Annotated in this window: 3 protein-coding genes; all 3 read left to right on the forward strand. The window is 72.8% G+C overall.

The window, feature by feature from the left end:
• A partial coding sequence (locus AC08ON_RS17060) for an enoyl-CoA hydratase/isomerase family protein (RefSeq protein WP_476617337.1) occupies positions 1-755 on the forward strand: 755 nt, incomplete at its 5' end.
• A complete protein-coding gene (locus tag AC08ON_RS17065; protein WP_476617338.1) occupies positions 752-1,144 on the forward strand; it encodes an acyltransferase domain-containing protein in 393 nt (130 codons plus the stop codon). The genes AC08ON_RS17060 and AC08ON_RS17065, both read left to right, overlap by 4 nt.
• Positions 1,144-1,693, forward strand: a 550-nt coding sequence (locus AC08ON_RS17070) for an ACP S-malonyltransferase (protein WP_476617339.1), incomplete at its 3' end; no start/stop codon positions are given. The genes AC08ON_RS17065 and AC08ON_RS17070, both read left to right, overlap by 1 nt.

Genomic DNA, 1,693 nt, shown 5'->3' on the forward strand with positions numbered 1-1,693 from the left:
CCCGGAGCGGCCACGCAAGACACGCTCTTAACCGGCCGGGGCGGGGCAACAGCATCGACCCGGATCTGCTGCGCGAACTCGCCGAGGCCCTCGACGTGGCGGGGCGCGACCCCGACTGCCGGCTGGTCGTGCTTGCCGCGGCCCCCGGCCCGGGCTTCTGCGCTGGCATGGACCTGGACGCCGCGGCGCGGGACCAGCCCGCTGGCTCGGACGCCGAGGCGTTCTTCGCGCTGCTGCGCCGGATGCGGAACCTGCCCAAGGTGATCGTCGCGACTGTGGACGGGCAGGTCACGGGCGGTGGCACCGGCCTGGTCGCGGCGAGCGACCTGGTCTGGGCAACGTCCCGCAGCACGTTCGTGCTGCCGGAGATGTTGTGGGGCCTGCTGCCCTGCTGCGTCCTGCCGTTCCTCGTGCAGCGCTGCGGGCTCCAGTTCGCCCGGGCCATGACCCTCAGCACCATGCCGGTCGAGGCCGTCGAGGCCGTCGAGGCCGTCGAGGCCGTCGAGGCCGAGCGGCACGGCCTGGTCGACCGGGTGGCCGAGGATTTCAGGCCGGGCCTGCGGGCCCTGAGCTACCGGCTTTCCAAGGTTGCCCCGGAGACTGTGCGGGCCGGCAAGGAATATCTGCGCACGCTGTGGCCGATCGACGCGGAGACGGAGCGGATCGCGGTGTCGGAGTTCGATTCCCTGATGAGGTCCACCCCGGTCGCCGAGCGGCTCAGCGGCGGCCTGCCCGTGACCGGGGTGGCGCGGTGAGCGGCGGGGGAACGGTCCACCTGTTCCCTGGGCAGGGCTCGCAGGCGCGCGGCATGGGCCGCGAGCTGTTCGACCGCTACCCGGCCCACGTCGCGCGGGCGGAGGCGGTCCTCGGCTACTCGGTCCGCCGCGTCTGCCTCGAGGCGACCGGCTCCGGCGAGCCGAACCTCCGTCAGACGCAGTACGTGCAGCCGCTGCTCTACGTGGTCAACGCGCTGTCCGACCTCGACCGGCGGCGCGAAGGCCTGCCCGGTCCGGACTACCTGGCAGGTCACAGCCTCGGCGAGTACAACGCACTGCTCGCCGCCGAGTGCTTCGACTTCGAGACGGGCCTGCGGCTGGTCCGGGAGCGTGGGCGGCTGATGGGCCTGGCCGACGGGAGCGGCTGATGGGCCTGGCCGACGGGGGCGGGATGCTCGCCGTGGTCGGCGCCGCGGTCGCGGACGTGACGGGATTGCTCGAGCGCGTGGGGCTCGCCGACGTGGACGTGGCGAACTGGAATTCCGCCGAACAACTTGTGCTCTCGGGAACTAAGGAAGCCCTCACCGCCGCCACCGCCGCGCTCACTGGCGCCGGGCTCGGCCGCTGCGTGCCGCTGCAGGTCAGCGCGGCCTTCCACTCGCGACACATGTCTGCGGCGGCGGAAGAGTTCCGTGCGGTGCTGGAGTCCGTCACGTTCGCGGATCCGCGTATCCCGGTGGTTGCGAACGTCACCGCGCGGCTCTACGAGCCGGGCACGGTGGCCCGGCTGCTCGCGGAGCAGATCCGCAAGCCGGTGCGCTGGTGGGAAAGCATGTCGCTGCTCATCGAGCGCGGCGTGCGGACCGGGGTCGAGGTGGGGCCGGGGACGGTCCTCGGAAAATTCTGGAGTGCGGCGCTCGCGAAGCCGGCGACGCCGCTGGGGACTGGCGTGCCGTCAACTCAGGCCCCGCGGCGGC

Source organism: Frankia sp. CoWAU3 (assembly GCF_977971855.1).